The 6219-nt window shown below is 71.6% G+C and carries 7 protein-coding genes; all 7 read right to left on the bottom strand.

The features are described from left to right. Window positions 1-40: 40 nt before the first annotated feature. The 7 genes from ACFWMZ_RS11435 to ACFWMZ_RS11405 all read right to left on the bottom strand — a co-directional run bounded on the left by ACFWMZ_RS11435 (window position 41) and on the right by ACFWMZ_RS11405 (window position 5769). A complete protein-coding gene (locus tag ACFWMZ_RS11435; protein WP_383200966.1) occupies window positions 41-898 on the bottom strand; it encodes a nucleotidyltransferase domain-containing protein in 858 nt (285 codons plus the stop codon). A 209-nt stretch (window positions 899-1107) separates the two neighbouring features. Next, the gene (locus tag ACFWMZ_RS11430) at window positions 1108-1857 is read right to left on the bottom strand and encodes an MBL fold metallo-hydrolase (protein WP_383184141.1); all 750 of its coding nucleotides are present in this window, start codon (window positions 1855-1857) and stop codon (window positions 1108-1110) included. A 280-nt stretch (window positions 1858-2137) separates the two neighbouring features. Continuing rightward, window positions 2138-3088, bottom strand: coding sequence for a PLP-dependent cysteine synthase family protein (locus ACFWMZ_RS11425; protein ID WP_383200963.1), 951 nt, complete (start codon window positions 3086-3088; stop codon window positions 2138-2140). After that, a complete protein-coding gene (locus ACFWMZ_RS11420) occupies window positions 3088-3396 on the bottom strand; it encodes a MoaD/ThiS family protein (protein ID WP_383200960.1) in 309 nt (102 codons plus the stop codon). Before ACFWMZ_RS11420 ends, ACFWMZ_RS11425 begins: the two co-directional genes overlap by 1 nt. Window positions 3397-3503: 107 nt before the next feature. After that, on the bottom strand, window positions 3504-3659 hold the full coding sequence (locus ACFWMZ_RS11415) for a hypothetical protein (RefSeq protein ID WP_383200957.1): 156 nt from the start codon (window positions 3657-3659) through the stop codon (window positions 3504-3506). 129 nt (window positions 3660-3788) lie between these two features. Beyond that, on the bottom strand, window positions 3789-4223 hold the full coding sequence (locus ACFWMZ_RS11410) for a Mov34/MPN/PAD-1 family protein (protein ID WP_383184149.1): 435 nt from the start codon (window positions 4221-4223) through the stop codon (window positions 3789-3791). 100 nt (window positions 4224-4323) lie between these two features. Beyond that, window positions 4324-5769, bottom strand: coding sequence for an amino acid permease (locus tag ACFWMZ_RS11405; protein WP_383184151.1), 1446 nt, complete (start codon window positions 5767-5769; stop codon window positions 4324-4326). Window positions 5770-6219: the final 450 nt, after the last annotated feature.

The following is a 6219-nucleotide window of genomic DNA, read 5'->3' as shown; positions in this document are numbered from 1 at the left end:
CCCGAGCTCCGGGCGGGGGCACGGCGGCGTACGGCTCCGGTCAGTCCCGGTCGAGGAGCCCGGCGATCCGCGCGTGCAGCGCCTCGGGCACCGGGGTGCCCCAGCGGCAGCGGGCCTCGGCGGCCAGCTCCCGCGACCAGTGCCAGGAGGCGCGGGCGGCCTCCCGCAGCTCAACCGCGTCCAGCCGGGCGGTGGTGGCGGTGTGCCGGGCGAGGTCGGCCGCCGGCAGGTCCCGTTCGGCGGCGCGGCTCGGGGTGAGCCAGTGGTCGGTGCTGCCCCGCAGCAGGCGGCAGAGCTTGAGCTGGAGCGGGGAGACCATGGCGTGCAGCAGGTTGTGGGCGCGGGCGTCCTCGCGGCGGGCGAGGAGGTGGGCGAGCATCAGCGTCCAGTTGGCCAGCTCCCCGGTGAGGTGCGCGGCACTCTCCACCGGCTCCGGGGCGAGCGGCTCGGTGAGGTGGGCGGCGGCCTCGGTGAGCCGTCCGGTCCGGTCGAGGAGGACGGCGGCGGCCGGGTCCGGCAGGTGGACCATGCCGCGCCAGCCCCGGACGGCGGCGATCCCGGGCCCGGCCTCCTCCAGGTGGAACTCACCTCGCATCAGGTCGTCGTCGAAGACCACGGCGAGGATGCCGAACTGGTTGGTGTGGTCGAGCGCCAACGGGCCCAGCTCCCGCAGGAAGCCGGGCCCGTCGAAGGTGTCGGCGTGCCCGTCGCCGAGGAAGAGGTACGCCTCGACGTCGGAGTGCGCGTCGGCCTCCCCGGTGGTCCAGGAGCCGTAGAGGAGGACGCCTTCGAGCCGGGGTTCGGCGTGCGCGGCCTGCCGCAGCCGGGCGACGCGGGCGTCCAGGGCCGGGGCGGCGGAAGGGTGGCGGGCGGGGGTGTGCGGATCGGTGTGGGGCATGAGCGCTGCTGCTCCTGAGCTGGATACCGGGAAGGGCGCGCGGGACCGGCGGCGCGCCGCCCGGCCCCTCGCTCTCGGGCGGGGGCGGCGGTGCGCGGCCGGTGCGGCGCGGATCAGCTCATGGAGATGCCCATGGCAGGAGCGTAGCGGAGGGACGGGTGCGGCCGCGAGGCGATTCCCCGGCGGCCGCCCTCCGGGACGTGTACGCGTCAGACGGTGTACGTGACGCCGGGCCCGGCGAGTTCCGCCGGGCCGTCGTAGACCTCGCGGGCGTCGGTGAGGTTGGTGCGCGGGTCGGTCCACGGCGGGATGTGGGTGAGCAGCAGCCGCCCGGCCGCGGCGCGCTGGGCGGACTCGCCCGCCTGGCGGCCGTTGAGGTGCAGGTCGGGGATGTTCTCCTTGCCGTGCGTGAAGGCCGCCTCGCAGAGGTAGAGGTCGCTCCCGGCGGCGAGGGCGTCGAGTTCCGCGCAGGGCCCGGTGTCCCCGGAGTAGGTCAGCGACCGGCCGTCGTGCTCGACGCGGATCGCGTACGCCTCGACGGGGTGCGGGACGCGGACGGTGCGGATGTGGAAGGGGCCGAGGTCGAACGCGCCGGTGGTCAGGGTGCGGAAGTCGAAGACCTCGGGCATGTGGTCGGCCGAGCTGTCGCCGTAGGCGGTGATGAGCCGCTGCTGGGTGCCCTCGGGGCCGTAGACCGGCAGCGCGTCGCAGGGGCCGTCGCCGTGCCGGTAGTACCGGGCGACGAAGTAGGCGCACATGTCGATGCAGTGGTCGGCGTGGAGATGGCTGAGGAAGACCGCGTCGAGGTCGTAGAGACCGGTGTGGCGCTGCAGCTCGCCGAGGGCGCCGTTGCCCATGTCGAGGAGCAGCTGGAAGCCGTCGGCCTCTACGAGGTAGCTCGAACACGCCGATTCCGCGGACGGAAACGACCCGGAGCAGCCGACGACGGTGAGCTTCATGGAGCTGGAACCTCCGCGCTGTCTGGAAAGGACGGGGGGTCGTGCGGGTCCGTCGAGACTACGGGCCGAAGGGGGCACCCCGTCCCGCGCGACGGCCGGTTGTGGGGCAACTCACCTGGCGTGTCACCGGTTCGGAGGGCGGTGGGGGCGGGGGTTCGGGCGGTGTGCGGCCCGGGCGTGGCGCGGCGGGACGCGAGGGTGCGGACACACGTACGGCCGGGCTCCGCGGGGGAGCCCGGCCGGGTGCGGGCGGGGTCGGCCGACGGGCGGCCGGGAGGGGTCAGGCCCAGAGCTGGCCGTGCAGGGTCTCGATCGCCTCTTCGGTGGTGGCGGCGGTGTAGACGCCGGTGGAGAGGTACTTCCAGCCGCCGTCGGCGACGACGAAGACGATGTCGGCGCTCTCGCCCGCCTTGACGGCCTTGCGGCCGACACCGATGGCGGCGTGCAGGGCGGCGCCGGTGGAGACCCCGGCGAAGATGCCTTCCTGCTGGAGCAGTTCCCGGGTGCGGCTGACCGCGTCGGCGGAGCCGACCGAGAAGCGGCTGGTGAGGACGGAGGCGTCGTACAGCTCCGGGACGAAGCCCTCGTCGAGGTTGCGCAGCCCGTAGACCACGTCGTCGTACCGCGGTTCGGCGGCGACGATCGCCACGTCGGGTTTGTTCTCGCGCAGGTAGCGGCCGACGCCCATGAGGGTGCCGGTGGTGCCGAGTCCGGCCACGAAGTGGGTGACCGACGGGAGGTCGGCGAGGATCTCGGGGCCGGTGGTGGCGTAGTGGGCGCCCGCGTTGTCCGGGTTGCCGTACTGGTAGAGCATGACCCAGTCCGGGTGCTCGGCGGAGAGCTCCTTGGCGACTCGGACGGCGGTGTTGGAGCCGCCCGCGGCCGGGCTGGAGACGATCTCGGCGCCCCACATGGCGAGCAGGTCGCGCCGCTCCTGGGAGGTGTTCTCCGGCATGACGCAGACGATGCGGTAGCCCTTGAGCTTGGCCGCCATGGCGAGCGAGATGCCGGTGTTGCCGCTGGTGGGCTCCAGGATGGTGCAGCCGGGGGTGAGCCGGCCGTCCTTCTCGGCCTGCTCGACCATGTGCAGGGCCGGGCGGTCCTTGACCGAGCCGGTGGGGTTGCGGTCCTCCAGCTTGGCCCAGACGCGCACCTCCTCGGAGGGCGACAGCCTCGGCAGCCGGACCAGCGGGGTGTTCCCGACGGCGGCGAGCGGGGAGTCGTACCGCATCAGAGCGCGCCCGCGCGCCGTCCGGCCATCGGGGCGGAGCCGCCGGCGACGGCCGGGAGGATGGTGACGTTGTCCCCCTCGGCGACCTTGGTGTCGATCGAGTCGAGGAAGCGGACGTCCTCGTCGTTCAGGTAGACGTTGACGAAGCGGCGGAGCTGGTCGCCGTCGACGATGCGCTCCTTGATGCCGGTGTGCCGCGTCTCCAGGTCGTCGATCAGTTCGGCCAGCGTGGTGCCGCTGCCCTCGACGGCCTTGGCGCCGTCGGTGTAGGTGCGGAGGATGGTCGGGATGCGGACCTCGATGGCCATGGCGTGGGCTCCTGTCGTGGAGTGGGTACGGCGTGCGTGTGCGGCTCGGCGGCACGGGGATGCCCGTCGGGGCGCGAGGGCCGCGGCTGGGGCGGTCGGGGCGGGGATCAGCCCTGACAGGTGGTGCTGGTGATCCGGCACAGGTCGACGTGCAGGCGCTGGCGCGCTCCGCGTCCGAAGGCTCCCAGGAGGAGGGTGGAGGCGGAGCACAGTGCGGTGGGCGCCGTGCCCTGCGTCCTGTCGCTCACGTCATGGGGAACCATGCGGTCATCGTATCGATTCCCGCACGGTGTTCCGCAGCACCGTCTTGACAGGCGGACGGTTTGCGGCCGCATCGCGGACAGCTCGGAGGAAGAGGAGGCCTCGCACCGCCCGCGGCCGCTCCCCCGCCCTCAGCCCGTGACCGGGTACTCGGCCACCACCTGCACGTCTTCCTCCGTGATCTCACCGTCCACGATCCGGAACGAGCGGAACTGGAAGGGACCGGCGTCGTCCGTGTCCGCGGTCGAGACGAGGACGTAGTGGGCGCCGGGCTCGTTGGCGTAGGTCACGTCGGTGCGCGAGGGGTACGCCTCGGTGGCGGTGTGCGAGTGGTAGACGATCACCGGCTCCTCGTCCCTGTCGTCCAGCTCCCGGTAGAGCTTGAGCAGGTCCATCGAGTCGAACTCGTAGAAGGTGGGGGACCTGGCGGCGTTCAGCATCGGGATGAACCGCTCGGGCCGGCCGCTGCCCGCCGGGCCGGCCACGATGCCGCATGCCTCGTCGGGGTGGTCGGCGCGCGCGTGGGCGACGATCTGGTCGTGGAGGGCCTGGGTCAGGGTCAGCATGGGCCCAGGATAAGCAGACGGGCCCGTTCGTACCGAGGGGTGGTACGGACGGGCCCGCATGGTGGACCTGAGGCTCCCGGGCCTGGCCGGGAGCGCGGGGTCAGCGCTTGGCGAACGACGCGTTCTGCGGGTCGCGGGCGCGCAGCACCCGGTAGGAGACGGCCAGGATCGCGGCCCAGAGCGGCGCGCAGTACAGCGAGATCCGGGTGTCGGGGTCGATCCCCATCATGACGACGACCAGCCCGAGGAAGCAGAGCGCGAACCAGCTCGCGTACGGGGCTCCGGGCGCCCGGAAGGTGGAGACCGGAAGCTCGCCGCGGTCGGCCTTGGCCCGGTAGCGGATCTGGCAGACCAGGATCATGACCCAGGCCCACATGCCGGAGATGGTGGCGAAGGAGACCACGTAGTTGAATGCCTCGCCGGGCCACTGGTAGTTGATCCAGACGCCGACCATCATCAGCGCCGCCGAGAAGGTGGTGCCGACCAGCGGGGTGCCGCTGCGGGTGAGGCGGGTGAAGAACTTCGGGCCCTGCCCGTTGAGGGCGAGGTCGCGCAGCATCCGGCCGGTGGAGTACATGCCGGAGTTGCAGGAGGAGAGCGCCGCCGTCAGCACGACGAAGTTGACGATGGCCGCGCCGACGCCGAGCCCCATCTTCTCGAAGGCCGCCACGAAGGGGCTGATGCCCGGCTGGAACTCGGTCCACGGCACCACGGAGAGGATCATGATCAGCGCGCCGACGTAGAAGACGGCGATGCGCCACGGCACGGTGTTGATCGCCTTGGGCAGCGTCTTCTCGGGGTCCTTGGACTCGCCGGCGGTGACGCCGACCAGCTCGACCGCGAGGAAGGCGAACATGACGATCTGGAGCGTCATCAGCGTGCCGCCGATGCCCTCGGGGAAGAAGCCGCCCTGGTTCCACAGGTGGGCGACGGTCGCGGTGTCACCGGCGTCGGAGAAGCCGAGCGTCAGGATGCCGACGCAGATCAGGATCATGCCGACGATGGCGGTGACCTTGACCATGGAGAACCAGAACTCCAGCTCCCCGAAGATCTTCACGGAGATCAGGTTGGCCCCGTAGAGGATGATCGTGAAGAGCAGGGCCGACACCCATTGCGGGACGTCGAACCAGTACGTCATGTACTGGGCGGCGGCGGTCACCTCGGTGATGCCGGTGACCACCCAGAACAGCCAGTACGTCCAGCCGGTGACGAACCCGGCGAACGGGCCGATGAACTCCCGCGCGTACTCCGAGAAGGAGCCGGAGACCGGCCGGTACATCAGCAGCTCGCCCAGGGCGCGCATGATGAAGAAGATGACGAGGCCGGCGATCGCGTAGGCCAGGATGAGGCTGGGGCCGGCCTTCGAGATGGCCTTGCCCGCGCCGAGGAAGAGGCCGGTGCCGATGGCGCCGCCGATGGCGATCATCTGGATCTGGCGGGCGCCGAGGCCCCGCTGGTATCCCTCGCCGCCGTGCGGCGCGGACGGGTCGCCTCGCCCGGGGCCCGGCTCTCCGTCGCTGACGGTGTCGACCTGAGTCGAGGACATGGTGGTGCGCCTTTCTCCGCCGGGCCATGGCCTTCCGTCGGCCGTGACCCGGGTCCCGATCCCCCCGGATGTGGATATGGAGTACCGCCCACCGAGGTCCGCCGGCGGGGACGCGCCCACGAGAACAGGGGTGGCGTCCGCGTGGGTGGTCGTGAAGGTCTACCACGCGGAAGCTTTCATTCCACTTAGCGGCCTGTGACCCGGTCCACAAACAGAAGGGGACATTCCGCACGCCGGAAGCCATAGAAGGCCGACCTTTTGACGGCATCGTTATCCGGATTTGGGCGTCCGTTGAGCGAACAGGCGGTCACCACGCCAGCACGAGTCCCCACGCCCAGCGCTCTCACCCGCCCCACCGCGACAAGCCAGCTTCGGGAGCCAAAGGGGCGCGTCGTTGTCGAGACACCCGTCGCGCGCAGGGAGCGCAGCGGACGAGCACGTCGGGTGTCT

This window comes from Streptomyces sp. NPDC058373 (assembly GCF_042723275.1).
In the GTDB taxonomy this organism is placed as follows: Bacteria; Actinomycetota; Actinomycetes; order Streptomycetales; family Streptomycetaceae; genus Streptomyces.
This window is presented reverse-complemented; position numbering and strand designations above follow the sequence as displayed.

Bases quoted from the DNA above. Each gene is read 5' to 3' on its own strand.
- ACFWMZ_RS11435 (WP_383200966.1), bottom strand. From the start codon at position 898: ATGCCCCACACCGATCCGCACACCCCCGCCCGCCACCCTTCCGCCGCC.
- ACFWMZ_RS11430 (WP_383184141.1), bottom strand. From the start codon at position 1,857: ATGAAGCTCACCGTCGTCGGCTGCTCCGGGTCGTTTCCGTCCGCGGAA.
- ACFWMZ_RS11425 (WP_383200963.1), bottom strand. From the start codon at position 3,088: ATGCGGTACGACTCCCCGCTCGCCGCCGTCGGGAACACCCCGCTGGTC.
- ACFWMZ_RS11420 (WP_383200960.1), bottom strand. From the start codon at position 3,396: ATGGCCATCGAGGTCCGCATCCCGACCATCCTCCGCACCTACACCGAC.
- ACFWMZ_RS11415 (WP_383200957.1), bottom strand. From the start codon at position 3,659: ATGGTTCCCCATGACGTGAGCGACAGGACGCAGGGCACGGCGCCCACC.
- ACFWMZ_RS11410 (WP_383184149.1), bottom strand. From the start codon at position 4,223: ATGCTGACCCTGACCCAGGCCCTCCACGACCAGATCGTCGCCCACGCG.
- ACFWMZ_RS11405 (WP_383184151.1), bottom strand. From the start codon at position 5,769: ATGTCCTCGACTCAGGTCGACACCGTCAGCGACGGAGAGCCGGGCCCC.